Origin of the sequence: Wenzhouxiangella sediminis (genome assembly GCF_003410055.1) — a bacterium.
Taxonomy (GTDB): Bacteria; Pseudomonadota; Gammaproteobacteria; order Xanthomonadales; family Wenzhouxiangellaceae; genus Wenzhouxiangella; species Wenzhouxiangella sediminis.
The window spans coordinates 1-16634 of the sequence record NZ_QUZK01000003.1; the positions used below are offsets into that span (position 1 = coordinate 1).

The window sequence follows — 16634 nt, forward strand, 5'->3', positions numbered from 1 at the left end:
AAAGGCGTTCCGGCCGGCCTGCTTCGCAGGCTCTTGCGCCGGGTAACTTTTTTCCAGAGCGAAGAAAGTAACCAAAAATCGCTCTTCAAAGTCAAAGTCCCACGCTCGGTTGGTTCGGTTCTTAGGGGGCTGTGGGGGCTGGCCCCTTCGGGGCGGTGGCTTCGCGAGGATGCCGTCGGAGGATCCGGTGGATGTAGCGGGAATGGGGCGAAGCCGACACGAGAGCGGCTCGGCATCGAAGGCGGCGACCTGGCCGTAGGAGCAATCTCCAGATCGCAATGACAAGGCCCAAGGTCGGCATCGCGGCTTGGAAGCCGCTCCCACGAAAATCGCCGGCATAGCGGCCCGTCCGGGCCAATCACCTATCTATAGGCTGGAATCCTGCCAGCTGGCGCGCGCGAGGCGCGCGGTGTAACCGATCAGGAGCGCAAGCCCCGGATCCTTCCCATGGCCACTTTCAGCAAGTATCCCGGGCATCACGCGACCAGCCGGGCCGTCGCGAAGCCCGCCAACCAAAGGGGCCAGCCCCCGCAGTCTTCCAGCTCCTGAGACAACCAAGCGTGGGACTTTGAAGTTAAAGAGCGCTTTTGCTTACTTTTGTCGCGATTGACAAAAGTGAGTCGCCGCAAAACCTCGCGAAGCGAGCCCGGGCGAAACAGATTTTGACTTGTCGAAGCTCCGACCGCGACCAGTAGCACCGTCCCGACTAACGCCCGCGAGGTTCGAGACCCCCACAAACGAATGAATCCCCAACGAAAAAGGCCGCCCAACGGGGCGGCCCTTTCGCGCCGGGTTCCGATGGAGCCCGCGAGCCTAGTTCTCGTCGAGCTGCGGCGTCACCAGGCCTTCCTGGCTGGCGTACCAGGCCGCCAGGTCGGCGATGTCCTGGTCGCTGAGCCCGCTCGCGAAGCCGTTCATCTGCGCGTTCTGGCGTTCGCCGGAGCGGTACTGCTTGAGGGCGTATTCCAGGTAACCGGCGTGCTGGCCGGCGATGATCGGCGTATCCGGCGTGACGGCCAGGTTGCCGTCCTTGCCGTGGCAGGCCTGGCAGGCCTGTGACTTTTCGAGGCCGCGGCTGGCGCTGCCGGCGGCAAGGGCGTTGCTGCCGCACAGCAGAAGGACGGAGGCGGCGAGGGTCAGGGCAAGAGCCTTCATGAGTCGTCTCCTTCGTGCAGGCTGACGAAATAGGCGGCGATGTCGTTGATGTCCTGGTCGCTGAGCGTGTTGGCCTGTGCCCGCATCGTGGGATGCTGGCGGTTACCGGCACGATAGGCCTTCAGGGCCGAGACGATGTAGCTCTCGGTCTGGCCGCCGATCTTGGGAACCGGGTAGGTCGGGTAGACGTTCTTCTGTTCGGGGATGCCGTGACAGCCGAAACAGGTGTAGGCAATCACGCGACCGCGTTCTGCGTCGCCCTCGTTCTGGTTCTGCGCCAGTGCGCCGTGACTGATCGTCGCCGCAATCGTAGCGACAACCGCAACGACAAGAATTCGCTTCAGCATGTGTTTCGCCAGGTGGAAATGGTTAAACGCCTATTATACCCAGCCGGCCGGCGCTGAGGAAACTGTCCGTAGCCCGGGGCGGGAGGGCCGGCGCCCGACCCTCACTCCGGACGGTTTGCGATCAGTCCATTTCCTCGATCAGCAGCTCGTAGGGCTTTTCGAGGCTGCTGCGGTTCCACTTGACCCGAACGCTGTAGTCGCGGCCGGGTTCGAGGGTGATGTCGAAGTCGACGTGCCGATCCCAGCGGCGCTTGCGCTGCCCCACGGCCGGCTCGGTGACCTGGGCCGGAATGCGGGCGGTCAGGGTGTAGTCGCCCGGTTCGAGCGTGAGCATCTCGCGCGGGATGATGCGCTCGCCGTTTATGGCGGTCAGCTCCACCTCGTAGAGGTACTGGACGGGGTCGGGCGGGCCGCCGACCACGCGGGCCTTGGCGGGTTCGCCGTTGGCCGCGACGGCGAATTGGCAAAGCGCGGCCAGGGCCGCAGCGGAGATCAGCGTGCTCAGGTACTTCATGTTCCACCTCCGTGTCGATGAACGGACCGGGCGGGGAATGGTCGGAAGGCGCCTCGGATGCTGCGCCGGGTGCGCCGATAGCCAACGCCCGACACGCTCCTTGATACCACACCGACCCTGGGCGGTCAAAAGCAGGGGTTCGCGGCGGGCGGCACGCATTCCGGTGCCTGTTGCCGATTCGATCACGTACAATGGGACGATTGACTCAATCCACGATTCGATAGTCCATGCGCTCACTCGATCCGCTCGATCTTTACGAAATCGACGACCTGTTGTCCGACGAGGAACGGATGATTCGCGACGCCGTCGCCCGCTTCGTCGACGAAAAGGCCCTGCCGCTGATTCCGAAGTGCTTCGACGAAGCCCGGTTCCCGGCCGAACTCATCCCCGAGATCGCCGACCTGGGCCTGCTCGGCTCCAGCCTCGAGGGTTACGGCTGTGCCGGCCTCAACGCCACCAGCTACGGCCTGATCTGCCAGGAACTCGAGCGCGGCGACTCGGGCCTGCGCAGTTTCGTGTCCGTGCAGTCCTCGCTGTGCATGTATCCCATTCACGCCTTCGGCTCCGAGGAGCAGAAGGAACGCTGGCTTCCCGAGATGGCGGCCGGGCGCGTGATCGGCTGTTTCGGGCTGACCGAGCCGCACGGCGGATCGGATCCGTCCAACATGAAGACCCGCGCCAGGAAGGACGGCGACGACTGGATCCTCAACGGCGCCAAGATGTGGATCACCAACGGCAACATCGCCGACATCGCCATCGTCTGGGCGCAGACCGACGACGGCGTCCAGGGCTTCATCGTCGAGAAGGACTTCGACGGCTACGAGGCGCGGGAGATCCACGCCAAGATGTCGCTCAGGGCTTCCATTACCTCCGAACTCTATTTCGACAACGTGCGCGTGCCCGACGCCAACCGACTGCCCAACGTCAAGGGGCTCAAGGGACCGCTGTCGTGCCTCAACCAGGCGCGCTACGGCATTACCTGGGGGCCGATCGGCGCCGCCACCGCCTGCTTGAAGGAAGCGCTCGACTACTGTGGGGAGCGCGAATTGTTCGGCCGACCCGTTTCGGCCACGCAGAGCGCGCAGGTCAAGCTGGCCGACATGGCGCGCCGCATCACCAGCGCCAAGCTTCTTTCCTGGCGCCTTGGCCGGCTCAAGGACGAGGGCAAGCTGCACCCCAGTCAGGTTTCGCTGGCCAAGTGGAACAACGTGCGCATGGCCCTCGACATCGCCCGCGAATGCCGCGACCTGCTCGGCGGTTCCGGTATCACGCTGGAGTACTCGGCCATCCGCCACGCCCTCAACCTCGAGTCGGTGATCACCTATGAAGGCACCGAGACCGTGCACCAGCTGGTGATCGGTCGGGAGCTGACGGGGCATAACGCGTTTTAAAAATCAAATGAAGGGTTCAGGTTTCAGGTTTCAGGGTTCAGGAGCGCTTCAGAGTACGCGCGTGCGTTGCCGACAAGCTGGCCGCCGTACTGGCTGAGAGTGCAAGAAAGTTGGCGAGATTCCTGAGTCCGGAGCATCTGTTTTCTTCCTGAAACCTGCAACCTGAAACCTGAAACCTGAGCCGAATTCGAAGCCCCTTCGTTTGAAGCAGAGCATCCCTGATGTCGAAGCCAGCGTCGAACCGTAATATCAATCGTGCCGAAGTCGTCGACGAGAACTTCCTCGACCACCTCGCGGCCATCGAGGGCGGGCGGGTGGCCGTCGTGGACCGGCCGGGTTTGCCCAACGCCGACTTGCTCGAATTGTTCGACAGCCAGATGGTTTCGCGCCAGCTCGATCTGATGGCGCGCATCAAGCGCCTGGAGAACAAGGTCTTCTACACCATCGGTTCTTCCGGCCACGAGGGCAACGCGATGGTCGGGCGGCTGACCCGGGAGACCGATCCGGCCTTCCTGCACTATCGCTCCGGCGGGTTCATGGCCGAGCGCTACCGCAAGCGCCAGGGGCTGGACTTTATTCGCGACACCTGCCTGAGCTTTGCCGCTGCCCGCGAGGATGTCGCCTCGGGCGGGCGTCACAAGGTCTGGGGCCACCCCGATCTCTGGGTCCTGCCCCAGACCTCGACCATCGCCAGCCACCTGCCCAAGGCGGTCGGGACGGCGCTGGCGATCGCGCACGGCAAGGGAGGCGGCCATGAGCTCCCGGTGCCCGACGACTCGATCGTGGTGTGCAGCTTCGGCGATGCCAGCCTGAACCACGCGGCCGCCCAGACCGCCATCAACTCCTGCGCCTGGTCGCGCCACCAGAGCCTGTCCGTGCCGGTGCTGCTGGTCTGCGAAGACAACGACATCGGCATCTCCGTACCGACGCCGACCAATTGGGTGGCCGAAAGCATGCGGGCTCGCCACGGCATCAGTTACCACTACGCCAACGGGCTCGACCTGGTCGAGGGTTACGGCGCGGTCCAGCGAGCGGTCGACGAATGTCGCACCCGGCGGCGCCCGGTCTTCCTGCACCTCAAGACCACGCGCCTGATGGGCCATGCCGGCACCGATTTCGAGATCGAGTACCGGCCCAGCGCCGAATTGGAGGCTGCCGAGGGGCGCGACCCGCTCAAGACCTCCGCGGAGGCGGTCGTGGGCCGGGGCCTGATGACGCCTGCGCAGGTACGCGAGCGCTACAAGGTCCTGGCCGAACGCTGCCTGGCCGAGGCCGACCGCGCCGACGGCGCCGGGCGGATCACCACGCGCGAAGAGGTCATGCAGCCGCTCGCCCCGCTCAGCCGGGACGCCGTCGCTGGCGAGGCGGCGCACATGCCTTCGAAAGAGGAGCGAATGCGGGTGTTCGGCAATGAACGCCTGTTGCCGGAGAATCAGCCGGCCAAGCACATGGCCGTGCAGATCAACCGGGCCCTGACCGATCTCCTGATCAAGTACCCGCAGGCGCTGGCTTTCGGCGAGGACGTCGGTCGCAAGGGCGGGGTCTACACCGTGACCAAGGGGCTGGCCTGGCGCTTCGGGCCGCGGCGAGTATTCAACACCCTGCTCGACGAAACCACGATTCTCGGCCTGGCGCAGGGCTACGGCGCCATGGGCTACCTGCCCATTCCGGAAATCCAGTACCTGGCCTATTTCCACAACGCCTGCGACCAGATCCGCGGCGAGGCCTGTTCGCTGCAGTACTTTTCCAACAACCGCTTCCGCAACCCGATGGTGATGCGCATTGCCAGCCTGGGCTACCAGAAGGGCTTCGGCGGCCACTTCCACAACGACAACTCGATTGCCGCCCTTCGCGACATTCCCGGGCTGGTCATCGGCTGTCCTTCCCGCGGCGACGACGCAGTGAACATGCTGCGCACCATGACGGCCCTGGCGCAGGTCGACGGCCGGGTGGCGGCCTTCCTCGAGCCCATCGCCCTGTACATGACCAAGGACCTGCACGCCAAGGACGACGGCGAGTGGAGCTTCGATTACCCCGCTCCGGGCGAGCACCTGCCGATGTTCACGCCGCGCGTCTATGACGAAGCGGCCCGGGACCTGCTGGTCATCACTTTCGGCAACGGCGTGCCCATGGCGCTGCGCTGCGCACGCGCCCTGGCCGAGCAGGAGGGCAAGCGCGTCCGCGTCCTCGACCTGCGCTGGCTCAAGCCGCTCGACGTCGAAGCCATTGCCCGGCATGCCGGCGAATGTTCCGGCGTGGTCGTCTTCGACGAGGGCCGGCCCGACGGCGGCATCGGCGAAGCCGTGGTCACCGCCCTGGTCGAAGCCGGCGTGGCCGATCGCCCGATCAAGCGTCTGACCGGCGCCGACTGCTACATCCCGCTGGGCGATGCGGCCAACCTGATCCTCGCGACCGAGGAAGAATTGCTCGAAGCCTGCCTGGAAGTGGCCGCGAACCTGAAACCTGAAACCTGAAACCTATCCCTCCGGCCGACGTACCCACGGATCCGACCCGTCGGGCGCCCGGGGCCGTTCCCGGCCGCAATCACGCACCATACCCACTGCCGAGGACATCCAGGGGTTGAAGGTTTCCGCGATGGTGGGCGCGCGGGTGCGTATGCAGAAGACCTGGCCGCTGCCGGTCACAATGCGGGCGCTCCGGCTGCCGTCGTTGCCCTTCCAGCGATCGATCGACGCGGTGACCGGGCCGGTGTACTGATTCAGCCAGCCCGGTTGCGAGGGCAGGGCCGGCGCCGCTTCGTACTGCAAGCCCTTGTCATCTTCGGCTCGTTCGCTTTCCCGGCCGAGGGCGCGCGCGGCGCTCAGCAACTGGGCCTGCATTCGGTCGGCCGTTGCGGTGGTATCGGGTGGAGCCGGGGCGACGGCTGGTTCCGCCTCCGCCTGTGCGGGTTCCTTCGCCGGGCTCTGGGCCGCAACCTCGGGCTCGGGAGAATCGGGTTCTGCCGTGCGCTGCGTTGGCTCGGGCGGCGCTTGCTCCGGTTCCGGCAATCGCTCCGGGTTGTCAGCGGCGCGCTCTGCGGGCCGGGGCAGAAGGTCGAGGGTTACTGTCGGGGCGTCGCGCCGGGGGCTTTCGTGGCGCGGTCCGGGTAGCGGAAGGAAGAGCAGCCCCGCGTGCAGCAGCAGCGACAGGGCCAGCACGGCCGCCGTCGGCCAGGCGCGTTTGTCCCTCCTTTTCGAGTCCATGACCGGCAGCGAGTATCAAGGCGTCGGTGGTAAACTAGCGGCTTTCGCGTTAAGAGGATGCAAGATGGGTTTCAAGCACGTCTCAATGCCCGAATCGGGCGAGAAGATTCGCGTCGAAGACGACAAGATGATCGTCGGCGACGAGCCGATTCTCGGCTACATCGAAGGTGACGGCATCGGTGTCGACATCACGCCGGCCTGCCTGAAGGTCTGGGACGCCGCGGTCGAGAAGGCCTACGGCGGCAAGCGCAAGGTGCACTGGGCCGAGCTCTACCTGGGCGAGAAGGCCGCCGGCATCTACGACGGCGATTATTTCCCCGACGAAACCCTCGACGCGATCAAGGACCTGACCGTGGCCATCAAGGGTCCGCTGACCACGCCGGTCGGCGAAGGCTTCCGTTCGCTCAACGTGTCGCTGCGCCAGACGCTCGACCTCTACGCCTGCGTGCGCCCGGTCAAGTACTACCAGGGCGTGCCCTCGCCGCTGCGCAAGCCCGACGATTTCGACGTGGTGATCTTCCGCGAGAACACCGAAGACGTGTACTCGGGCATCGAGTTCGAGTCCGGCACGGCCGAGAACGAGAAGCTGGCGAAGTTCCTGCGCGAGGAAATGGGCGCCAAATTCTTCGAGGGTGCCGGCCTGGGCGTCAAGCCGATCTCGGAGTTCGGCACCAAGCGCCTGGTGCGCAAGGCCATCGAATACGCCATCGAGAACGATCGCGAGTCGGTGACCCTGGTCCACAAGGGCAACATCATGAAGTTCACCGAGGGCGCTTTCCGCAAGTGGGGCTACGAGCTGGCCGCCGAGGAATTCGGCGACGTGACCATCACCGAGGACGAGCTCTGGGAAAAGCACGACGGCAAGCGTCCCGAAGGCAAGATCGTCATCAAGGACCGCATCGCCGACATCATGTTCCAGCTGCTGCAGCTGCGCCCGGCCGAGTTCGACGTGCTGGCGACCATGAACCTCAACGGCGACTACCTCTCCGACGCGGCCGCGGCCTCGGTCGGCGGCATCGGCATCGCGCCGGGCGCCAACATGGCCGACCATGTGGCCGTGTTCGAGGCCACCCACGGTACCGCGCCGAAGTACGCCGGCCAGGACAAGGTCAACCCGTCCTCGCTGCTGTTCTCGGGCGTGATGATGTTCGACTACATCGGCTGGCCGGAAGTGGGTCGCCTGATCGAGGACGCCTTCGAGAAGGTGGTCGTCGGCGGCACGGTGACCTACGACTTCGCCCGGCAGCGCGACGACGCCACCGAGGTCAAGACCTCCGGCTTCGCCGACGCGCTGGTCGAGGCCATCCGGAAGGCCTGATCGGTGTCGGCAGCGCACGACGTTGCCGAGACCCTCGAGGTCGGCCTGGTCCAGGCCGACCTCGTCTGGCAGGATCCGGACGCCAATCGCCGCCGCCTGGCGGCGATGATGGACGCCCAGCCCGGCTGCGATCTCTACGTCATACCCGAGACTTTCTCCACCGGCTTTTTGGGTGACGCCGGCCTGGAGGCTGAATCCATGGACGGGCCGAGCGTGACCTGGATGCGCGAGCAGGCGCGCTCGCGCGGCGCCGCGATTTGCGGCAGCCTCGTGATCGACGGCGGCGGGGGCAGGCGCTTCAACCGCATGATCTTCCTGCCGCCCGACGGCGAGCCCGTTACCTACGACAAGCGCCATCGATTCGGTTTCGGCGGCGAGGATGAGCGCTACAGCCCTGGTGAGCGGCAGGTCGTCGTCGAGTGGAAGGGCTGGCGCGTCGATCTGCAGGTCTGCTTCGATCTGCGCTTTCCGGTCTGGTGTCGCAACGACCGGGACTTCGACATCCAGCTTTTCGTGGCCAACTGGCCGGCGCCCCGGGCCGATCACTGGCGCAGCCTGCTCAAGGCCCGCGCAATCGAGAACCAGGCCTACGTCATCGGCGTCAATCGCTGCGGTCGCGACGGCAACGATCTCGACTATGCCGGGGACACCGTCATCCGCGGACCCGACGGGAAACGCCTGCTCGAGCTCGGGCCCATCGAAACCTGCGGTCGGGCCACGCTTGACAAGGCCGCTCTCGACGACTTCCGCTCGGCCCTTCCATTCCTGGCCGACCGCGACCCGTTTTGCTTCCGTTAGTTCACGAAAGTGAACAAATTGGCGGCATTTAACGATTGCCCGACCCGAATCGAGAGGCTATACTCCCTTAACCAATTTGTAACTTCAGGGAGTAAAAAGGGATGTTGACTCTCATCAAGCGTAGGCTGGCCCTCGCCAGCTTGTTGTTTTTCCTCGCAATGCTGGGTCTGATCTGGAACCCGGTCATGGCGCAGGATCAGGATTCCGACTCGGAAGAAGACGTCGCCGAAGAGACGACGGACGAGGCCGATGAGGATGAAGAGGCCGCCGATCTCGGCCGAGTCCAGGTTACCGGCTCGCTGATTCGCCGAGCCGAGTACAGTTCCACCTCGCCGGTCCAGGTGATCACTGCCGAAACGCAGGCGCAGGTCGGTCAGATCAGCACGGCGGAGTATCTGCAGCGTTCCAGCGTTGCTGCCGGCTCCACGCAGTACAACAACACCTTCAACGGTTTCGTGATCGAGGGCGGCACGGGTATCAACTCGCTGTCCCTGCGCGGTCTGGGCGCCCAGCGCACGCTGGTGGTGCTCAATAACCGTCGCCCCGGCCCGGCCGGCGTTCGCGGCCAGGTCGGCGCCTTTGACCTCAACGTGATCCCTGAAGTGATTGTCCAGCGCGCTGAGATTCTCAAGGATGGCGCTTCCTCGATCTACGGTTCTGACGCTGTTGCCGGCGTCGTGAACGTGATCACGCGTAAGAATCTCGACGGGGGTGAGGTTTCGTTGAGCATCAGCCAGCCCGAAGAGGCCGGCGGCGCCACCTATCAGGGCTCGGCCGGTTACGGTTGGAATTTCGCCAGTGGTAGTGTCGTCGTTGCTGCGCAGTACCACCTCCAGGAAGAACTGCGGCACCGCGATCGCGACTTTCTTGAGTGCCCGCAGGACCTCTTCTACGACGCAGAAGGCAATCGCATCGATCGGGAAGACCGCTCGATTCTGGCCGGCACCGACCTGGCCGGTTGCGACAATCTGTTTGCGAATGCAGTGGATGACCTGCTTACCGGTGTACGCTACATTCCGTCCCCGGGCGGCGAGACCATTGGTTTGATCCCCGGCTACCGTCCGCGCACCCCTCTGCGGTATGACGATCCGGGCTCGAACGGTGAAGCCTACTACGAGATTGTGACCAATTTCCCGTTCGCAGCCTCTGAGACCGCGATCAACCGCCAGGAACGCATGAGCCTGTACGGTGCCTCGGAGTTCAACCTGGACTTCGCCGGCGGCGTGACCTGGGACACCGAGTGGCTCTACAACAAGCGAGAAACCACGGCCGAAGGCTGGCGTCAGTTCTTCCCGCAGACCGGCGGCGCCAACGCCCCGATCCCGAGCTACGTTTATCCTGACAGTCCGGACTACATCACGCCGGTGCCCTCTGGGATCGGTCGCCCGATCATTCCTTACCCGTCGAACAGCAATGTCGAGGTCGACTACTACTATGTGGCCACGGGGCTTGAAGGTTCGATCGGCAATAGCCTGTGGACCTGGAGCGTCGACGCTTCGTATTCGCGTTCCGATGGTGACTACACCAGCAACGGCATCGTGGCCTCGCGTTCCGGTGACGTCCGGTTCGATACTCGCGCTCCGCAGCTCCCCTACTACAGCCCGGAGATCCTGAGCGGTCAGCGCATGGATGAGCTGGTTGCGACCATCGGTGAAGTTCACACAGGCAACACGGTTTACGACCAGTTCGTCACCACGGGCATCATCACCGGTGACCTGTTCCAGATGCCGGCCGGCCCGGTCGGTGTTGCTTTCGGTGCCGAGTATCGTGACTTCAGTATCGACGACGTGCCGAGCCAGCTCTCGCAGGACGGTGACCTCTGGGGTTCTTCCTCTGCTCAGGTCACCAAGGGTGATGATTCCGTCGTGGAAGGCTTCGCGGAAATCGAGTTGCCGCTCCTGGCCGGCGAGACTCCCTTCGAGTCGCTGACCCTCAATGCGTCGGGCCGCTGGTTCGACTACGACTCCACGGGTTCGGATTACGTCTGGAAGGCCGGCCTGAACTGGCAGATCAACCCGACGGTTCGCCTGCGCAGCACCTACGGCACCTCCTACCGCTCTCCGGCTCTGTATGAGCTGTACCTGGGTGATCAGACCAGTTTCCTGAGCCAGCTGGCGGTGGATCCCTGCATCGATTGGGCCGAGAGCACGAACGAGACGCTGCGTAATAACTGTGCTGCTGCCGGCATCCCGGGAGACTATGACGCTGGTGCTTCGTCTTCCGCCACGATCGTGTCCGGCGGTGGTCTTGGCGTGCTCGAGCCCGAGACTTCGAACTCGTTCACGGCCGGCCTGATTCTCACGCCGTCGTTCGCGGACTTCAGTATCGCTGTCGACTACTTCGAGATGGAAGTAGAGGACCAGGTGGCCCAGCTGGGTGCCGGTTCCATCCTGGGCGGCTGCTACGGTTCGCCGAATTACCCGAACGCCTTCTGCGATCTTTTCGACCGCAACGCGGGAGACCACCCCACCGCTCCGTATAACATCACGGAAGTTCGCGATTCTTTCCTGAACGTGGACCGTCAGAAGACCCGCGGTGTTGACGTCAACTTCCGCTACGACGGTCTGTTCTCCTTCGGTCGCCTGGTCGTCGAGAACCAGAGCACCTGGGTGTTCGAGGACCTCGAACAGCTGTTCGACCCGAGCCTGGCCCAGGGCTTTGACGACAATGATCGCAACGGCATCATCGGTCGACCGAAGCTGGTCAGCAACCTGCGCACGTCTCTCACGCGTGACGACTGGACGTTCAATTACTACATTGAATACATCCGTCGCACCGACCTGAAGAAGTTCGTCGACGAAGAAACCACGTACTTCGGTTTCGATCCGGCTTACCAGGACATCACCGCTGAGCGCGGCCTGTACCACACGATTTCCGTTCTTTACGAACAGAATAAGTGGTCGATCCTCGCCGGCGTTCGCAACCTCTTCAATGAGGAGCCGCCGCTCGTGTCCTCGAGCGTTCAGCGCCGCGGAAATATCCCGCTTGCTGCTACGCAGTATGACCCGCGTGGCCGGACCGGTTTCGTTCGGTTCAACTACTACTTCTAAGCAAACGAACGCTTCTGAAGACCCTTTTGGGGCGGCGTGCAAGCGCCGCCCCTTTTTTCCTATTGTCGGCTTGGTGTGGACATCTCTTTCTTTCGTGGGGGTGTCCACTCACCATATATGTTCCCGAGAATTAATTGTGACTACGTTGCGGAAGGAAGGAGCGGCCGAGAAGCTCACGGTTTCAACATTTAGAGATCGGCTCAAGCGATAATCGGCAGGGTAGAGCTGCAGTTCCGTCGTGGAAGCATTTCGTCCGGCGGCGCCCAGCGCGGAGTGGCATGAGGTCTCCGCAACCCTGGATAAGCTCATTGATAACATGCATCGCATTCAAGGCCTGCAGGAGTGAGATATGTGGGCCGCTGTCCCTGGAATCCGTGGCTGGGCTAGGTCCAGGGCAAGAGTCATGGTTGCACGGCTGACTCCGGATCTTTGCTGGCGCAATTAAAGACCGAAGCTGCTCAGTTCACTACTGGTCCCTCGGGGTCCGCAAATGTCCTAGCTGATTTTGACTTTCCAATCATCGGGGGCGCAAGTGGCTTGCTATACCACCAATGGGCCATTCGAGGCCTTATTCCGTAACCATGATTCTCTGCTTGGCCAAGAACTCACGCAAGCTCTCCTCGCTTTTCCATCCGACCATTACGTCAACTAGGTTGCCGTCTATGTAGATATGAAATGCCGGAGTTGACCAAGAAGGGATTTCGCTCCATTGAGACCTCTTGTCAATGAAGGCTAGTTGGCCTATAGGAGCAAAGCTCGGGAGCTCACGTAACGTGGGGATCGAGAGGCTTGATGACGGTGGGATCAGGAACCAGCCTTGGAGCCTGAAGATGGAGCTCAATTCCCGATTGTTTCGTATCGCTTCTACGGCCTGCATTGATGCGCTACACTTTGGGTCGAAGGTCACGACTACGTGTGTTCCTGACAAGTCGAGAGTTGATCTAGCCATGGTTGAATGGTTCTCGCCGAGTCTCCAAACGGGCCTGGACTCCACGCTATGTGGGGCTTGTGCAGTGTCATTATCAGTAATCTGGGGAATGTGGTCCGATAGACCGGGCCAGTTATCGGGGAAGAGCTGGGCGGCTTTTCTGAACTCCCGAAGTCGTATGTAGTGTTTGAATAACACCCGGTAGTCTGACGCTGTAGATGCTTCCCTTTGCTTCAATTCATCGAAAGCGCGCTCCAAGAATCGCAGGTGCCTCGTGCTGTGCGTAAAGAAGACGGCTGTTGAGGCCGCACTAAACCGGAGCCGAAGGGTTTCATGGCTCACAGAACCTAATTCTGAGGCGAAATCATCTGCAGAGTAAAGTCGGTCAAACGTATCTTGTACCCAGTTTGAAGTTTGTCGGGTCGGATACAGGTCTGATTTGTATTGATGGTCAGTAGTGGAGTGATGCGTTGGATAACCCAATAGGATGTCGTGTCTCAAGCGCTCTTTATGGTTATCATCGGTTGGGGTTGCAGTCACGGCTGAAGACAAGCCCAGAAAGACTGCCGTGAATATTCCGACTAGTAGTGCCCCCCTGAGGGCGGTGGCTCCAGCTATGGCCTGAACAGGCCTTTGGTATGTCAGTTCTTGAACACATCCAACTGCATTCATTCAGTGCCTCTGAGTGGGGCTCTATGGGTTACGCGCTGGTCAGATTTTGAAGGCTTGGGTGCTTCCGGCAATAGAGTTAGATCAAAGCGGAGCAAGGCCGGCATGTGCTGCATATTGACTAGTGGTGATTGATACACCGGAGATGGGGCGACCTGGCATCATTGGCCAAGCCGCCCCTGGTGGACATTAACCGGATGACTCGCAGTTGCTGAAGCAGACGTTCATTGGTAGCGGCATGCATGTTCTGCCGCCTCCCATTTGCACGCAAACGTCACCGTCTTCAAGGCAGCCAGAATCGCTGGGAGGCCAGCCACCACAGGACTGGAGTTCCCCTTCGGTAGTTGGCTGTTGGATTAGCCTGTAGAGTGCTTGATCCTCCTTGTCGTATACGGAAGGGGTAATGAGCTTGGGAAGTTCAAATTGCACTCCAAAAAGTTTCGCTAGCTCGTAAATTTGCTGTTCGCTGAGTTCGCGGCTGATGTCGTCGGTGCGCATGCTGCCCAAGCCAGTTTCCGTGAACACAAGACTGTCAATCAGGCGCTCTTTGGCTCCGGGAGACAGTTGGTGGAGGGGGCTGGACTTGGAGCGAAGATTCTGCTGGAGTTCAGCTTCGGATCGAATCGACGCCTGACTATTTGCAATTTCCAAAGCCACAGCTTTTGCTTCTATGGCAGGGTTGGGGCGCTCCTGGCTAATTGCTGAAAGCGGAAGCAGTGTGACTGAAATCAGGATAGCAATCGTGAGTGGTGCAATTGGTTTCATTCCCGTCTCCTAACAATGTGATGTCAAAAAAGACGCGAACAAGCAGGATGACCGATTTTGCCGGGTACATCACTCCCCCCTCGCTGCTCATACGCCATTTGCTACATTTTTGGTAGCGCGTATAGGTGTATCAGAGTCTGTCAGAATGTGTCAAGAAAACTCTCAGCTATAAGCATCTGGCGTGCTGAGTGGGCGGGGCGGGCTTCTGACGTAAGGGAGATGAATCAAATTTGATTGCTTAAAACGAGAAGTTAATCAACAATTGAATTTTGTTGTTGGCATGTCCAATTGTGTGCGCGGGTTGCACTTAATGTACAAGTCAAGCAATGACGCGAAATCTTCCCAGGTCGGCAAAAGAAAACCCGCCGCATCGAGAGACGCGGCGGGCTTGCTGAAAGCGGGTCGTCAGCGCCCAGGTCAGGCGCGGGTGTCCATCCCGCAGTGGCCGCTGCTGAGGAATTCCTCAATCAGGCCCAGGGTCTGGGTCTGATGGCGCGGATACCAGGGCATGCTGTGGGGCATGTCCGGTACCAGCTCGAAGCGTGCAGGCACGTGCTCCTTGACCGCGTTGTAGAAGTTCTCCGCGTGCCAGGACGGCGTGCGCACGTCGCGGTCGCCGACGTAGAGCAGGATCGGGATGTCGGCCTTGTCGGTGTTGCGCATCGGGTCCATACCGGTGACGGTCTGCCCCTGCAGGATGCGCTGCAGGCGGTTGTCGCTCCAGGTCACGCCCAGGCGGCCCAGGTCGCTGACCGGGGCGCCGGCGATGGCGCAGTTGTAGGGGCCGTCGGGCCGCACGGTGGCCGCCACCGCGGCAAAGCCGCCATAGGAGTAGCCGAAGATCGCGATGCGGCCCTCGTCGGCGATGCCCTGTTCCACGAGCCAGGCGGCGCCGTCGTCCTTGTCGTCCTGCATCTTCTTGCCCCACTCGCGGTCGCCGGCCATCCAGAGCTCACGGCCGAGTCCGGCGGAGCCGCGGTACTGCGGGCGCAGTACGGCATAGCCGCGCGAGGTGAGGAAGGGGACCCAGCCGGATGCGTCCCAGCCCATGCTGTCGCGCGCCCAGGGCCCGCCGTGAGGGTGGATGATCGTCGGCAGCGGCTCGTCACCCTCTTCCCAGCCCGCAGGCAGGTCGAGGATGGCCGGAATTTCCATGCCGTCGCGGGCTTCGTAGGTGACCCAGCGCTGCTCGCCGATGTCTTCCGGCTCGATCCAGGGGCGCTGGCTGCCGATGGTCTCGACCTGCTTGCGGTCGCGCAACAGGTGGTAGGTGGGCGGATGCCGGTTGCTCGAGGTGCTGAACAGGACGGTCGTCATCTCGTCGGTGTAACCGTTGATCGACACGTGCTGGTCGGGGAAGGCCTGCTCCAGGCCGTCCTGGATGCTGCGCATGGTCGGGTCGACGTAGACGGTCTGCATGCGCGGGCCGGCGATCCGGAAGCCCAGCAACTGGTTGAAGTTCGACCGGCGGTTGCCGAATACCAGCCCCGAAATCGAGTACTTGTCATGTGCGACGAGCGGCTCGGGATCGTAGTCCCGCTTGGCCGGGTCGTACATGCGTGCCTGGACCTGGTTGGAGAACTGGTCGGTGAGCACGTAGAACTTGCCGCTTTCCTCGTCGATACCCTCGATCGTGACCGAGTGGCGCTCGCTGAGTTTGGTCGTCAGCTTGTCGTGGACTTCGAACTCGCCTTCGTCGTTGCGCAGCAGGATGCGCTGTACGTATTCGCCGTCGACCGATTCGAGATCGCTGCGGGCGAGGACCTCGCCGGTGCGGGGGTGGAAGAGGCTGGGCGAGCTGCCGGCGTTGGAGCTGACCAGCAACTCGGTGCTGCCGTCGCGCAGGTCGTACAGGTAGTAGTTGCCCTGTAGCGTGAGGCCGTTGAGCTGCTGGATGATCACACGATGCGGATCCAGGGGCAGGTTGCTGACCAGGTTGGCTTCGCCGCTGAGTTCGAGGCAGCGCTCTGTGTTTTCACTGATACCGATGCGTCGTACGTTCTGGGCGAAGGCCTCTTCGAACTCTTCGTGTTCGGCGTCGGTCAGGTAGGCCTTGGTGACGAAGGTCCGGGTGGCGCCGGACATCTTGCCTTCGCCGCAGCCGCCGAGGCGACCGGTCCATTCCTGTCGGCCGAGGACGAGCATTCGGCCAGCCTTCAGGGCGCTGGCGGCGATGAATTTCATCTTGTCGCCGCTGGGCGTGATTTCCGGGTCCTGGCCCATGTTGTCCAGTTCCCAGGTCGCCAGGGCCGTCTCGCTGTTGTCCGAGCCGGGCAGGGCGATGATGGCCGCGAGGTGCTCCCCGTCGGCGCTGATCGACACCGACTGGATATTGGGGATCTTCGCCAGGGACTCGGCGGAAATCTGTTCGGCGTGGGCGAATCCCGTCGCCAGCAGGGCGCTGACCAGGAGAACGATTGTTGAAAACCTTCGGGTCATTTTGCTGATCCTCTGGAGGTTGATTGGTTTGGTCGGACTGAGCGACAGTTTACTCAA

General features: G+C 62.4%; 11 protein-coding genes. 5 read left to right on the forward strand and 6 right to left on the reverse strand.

What is annotated here, in order from left to right; genetic code table 11:
- Positions 1 to 813: 813 nt before the first annotated feature.
- The 3 genes from DZC52_RS00325 to DZC52_RS00335 form a co-directional block, all read right to left on the reverse strand.
- A complete protein-coding gene (locus DZC52_RS00325; protein ID WP_116649130.1) occupies positions 814 to 1155 on the reverse strand; it encodes a c-type cytochrome in 342 nt (113 codons plus the stop codon).
- Positions 1152 to 1502: a c-type cytochrome gene (locus DZC52_RS00330; RefSeq protein WP_116649131.1), complete on the reverse strand. Its 351-nt coding sequence runs from the start codon at positions 1500 to 1502 to the stop codon at positions 1152 to 1154. Before DZC52_RS00330 ends, DZC52_RS00325 begins: the two co-directional genes overlap by 4 nt.
- Positions 1503 to 1623: 121 nt before the next feature.
- Positions 1624 to 2016: a hypothetical protein gene (locus DZC52_RS00335; protein ID WP_116649132.1), complete on the reverse strand. Its 393-nt coding sequence runs from the start codon at positions 2014 to 2016 to the stop codon at positions 1624 to 1626.
- Positions 2017 to 2243: 227 nt separating this feature from the next.
- On the opposite strand from DZC52_RS00335, the gene DZC52_RS00340 reads away from it, so the two are divergent.
- Both DZC52_RS00340 and DZC52_RS00345 read left to right on the forward strand, forming a co-directional pair.
- On the forward strand, positions 2244 to 3407 hold the full coding sequence (locus tag DZC52_RS00340) for an acyl-CoA dehydrogenase family protein (RefSeq protein ID WP_116649133.1): 1164 nt from the start codon (positions 2244 to 2246) through the stop codon (positions 3405 to 3407).
- A 221-nt stretch (positions 3408 to 3628) separates the two neighbouring features.
- Positions 3629 to 5881: a transketolase C-terminal domain-containing protein gene (locus DZC52_RS00345; RefSeq protein ID WP_116649134.1), complete on the forward strand. Its 2253-nt coding sequence runs from the start codon at positions 3629 to 3631 to the stop codon at positions 5879 to 5881.
- 3 nt (positions 5882 to 5884) lie between these two features.
- On the opposite strand, the gene DZC52_RS00350 is transcribed toward DZC52_RS00345, so the two are convergent.
- The gene (locus DZC52_RS00350) at positions 5885 to 6610 is read right to left on the reverse strand and encodes a hypothetical protein (protein ID WP_116649135.1); all 726 of its coding nucleotides are present in this window, start codon (positions 6608 to 6610) and stop codon (positions 5885 to 5887) included.
- 64 nt (positions 6611 to 6674) lie between these two features.
- Between DZC52_RS00350 and icd the strand changes: the two genes are divergently transcribed.
- From icd to DZC52_RS00365, 3 genes are all read left to right on the forward strand, one after another.
- Positions 6675 to 7928, forward strand: coding sequence for an isocitrate dehydrogenase (NADP(+)) (icd, locus tag DZC52_RS00355; protein WP_116649136.1), 1254 nt, complete (start codon positions 6675 to 6677; stop codon positions 7926 to 7928).
- A 3-nt stretch (positions 7929 to 7931) separates the two neighbouring features.
- The gene (locus DZC52_RS00360; protein ID WP_116649137.1) at positions 7932 to 8726 is read left to right on the forward strand and encodes a nitrilase-related carbon-nitrogen hydrolase; all 795 of its coding nucleotides are present in this window, start codon (positions 7932 to 7934) and stop codon (positions 8724 to 8726) included.
- A gap of 185 nt (positions 8727 to 8911) precedes the next feature.
- Positions 8912 to 11776 (forward strand): TonB-dependent receptor plug domain-containing protein, encoded by a 2865-nt coding sequence (locus DZC52_RS00365; protein WP_220338231.1) that lies wholly within the window; start codon positions 8912 to 8914, stop codon positions 11774 to 11776.
- 1786 nt (positions 11777 to 13562) lie between these two features.
- On the opposite strand, the gene DZC52_RS15340 is transcribed toward DZC52_RS00365, so the two are convergent.
- Together DZC52_RS15340 and DZC52_RS00380 are read right to left on the reverse strand one after the other, a co-directional pair.
- A complete protein-coding gene (locus DZC52_RS15340) occupies positions 13563 to 14138 on the reverse strand; it encodes a hypothetical protein (RefSeq protein WP_147307561.1) in 576 nt (191 codons plus the stop codon).
- Positions 14139 to 14555: 417 nt separating this feature from the next.
- A complete protein-coding gene (locus DZC52_RS00380; RefSeq protein WP_116649141.1) occupies positions 14556 to 16577 on the reverse strand; it encodes an alpha/beta hydrolase family protein in 2022 nt (673 codons plus the stop codon).
- Between the last annotated feature and the right edge of the window lie 57 nt (positions 16578 to 16634).

Coding starts and splice junctions, on each gene's coding strand:
- DZC52_RS00330 (WP_116649131.1), bottom strand. CDS start 1,502: ATGCTGAAGCGAATTCTTGTCGTTGCGGTTGTCGCTACGATTGCGGCG.
- DZC52_RS00380 (WP_116649141.1), bottom strand. CDS start 16,577: ATGACCCGAAGGTTTTCAACAATCGTTCTCCTGGTCAGCGCCCTGCTG.
- DZC52_RS00345 (WP_116649134.1), top strand. CDS start 3,629: ATGTCGAAGCCAGCGTCGAACCGTAATATCAATCGTGCCGAAGTCGTC.
- DZC52_RS00325 (WP_116649130.1), bottom strand. CDS start 1,155: ATGAAGGCTCTTGCCCTGACCCTCGCCGCCTCCGTCCTTCTGCTGTGC.
- DZC52_RS00350 (WP_116649135.1), bottom strand. CDS start 6,610: ATGGACTCGAAAAGGAGGGACAAACGCGCCTGGCCGACGGCGGCCGTG.
- DZC52_RS00340 (WP_116649133.1), top strand. CDS start 2,244: ATGCGCTCACTCGATCCGCTCGATCTTTACGAAATCGACGACCTGTTG.
- DZC52_RS00365 (WP_220338231.1), top strand. CDS start 8,912: ATGGCGCAGGATCAGGATTCCGACTCGGAAGAAGACGTCGCCGAAGAG.
- DZC52_RS00335 (WP_116649132.1), bottom strand. CDS start 2,016: ATGAAGTACCTGAGCACGCTGATCTCCGCTGCGGCCCTGGCCGCGCTT.
- DZC52_RS15340 (WP_147307561.1), bottom strand. CDS start 14,138: ATGAAACCAATTGCACCACTCACGATTGCTATCCTGATTTCAGTCACA.
- icd (WP_116649136.1), top strand. CDS start 6,675: ATGGGTTTCAAGCACGTCTCAATGCCCGAATCGGGCGAGAAGATTCGC.